This is a genomic window from Chromobacterium sp. ASV23, from assembly GCF_016428945.1.
In the GTDB taxonomy this organism is placed as follows: Bacteria; Pseudomonadota; Gammaproteobacteria; order Burkholderiales; family Chromobacteriaceae; genus Chromobacterium; species Chromobacterium sinusclupearum.
In genome coordinates, this window is record NZ_JAELTR010000245.1 from 1 (window position 1) to 361 (window position 361).

1 protein-coding gene is annotated in these 361 nt (G+C 64.8%); it reads right to left on the minus strand.

Annotated elements, in window-relative coordinates:
* A partial coding sequence (locus JHD59_RS22425; RefSeq protein ID WP_199155893.1) for a hypothetical protein occupies window positions 1-361 on the minus strand: 361 nt, incomplete at both ends.

The window sequence follows — 361 nt, forward strand, 5'->3', positions numbered from 1 at the left end:
GCCCCGTTCTTCGCCTGCACGCCCACTTCCAGCACCTTGCCGGCATCCGCCGCCACGATGGTGTGCGCCGGCACGACGCCCGACTGGGCGACGGTCTCGCCCTTGGCCGCGTCGGTCTTACCCTTCTCGCCCCAGGCAAAGGTGGACTTGTCGGTACCGTTGCCGTTGTTGGCGTCAAACTGATAAGTACCGGTCAGGTCCTTGCCCACTTCGAGCGGACCCTTGACCTTCAATGCCTTCACCACCGGCTTGGCATTCGTATCGATCGGCTTGCCGTTGTCGCCGCCCTCGGACTCGTTGCCGCCGCCCGGGTTGTTGTTGCCGCTGTCATCCGACACCGTGCCATCGGTCGCCACCTTGA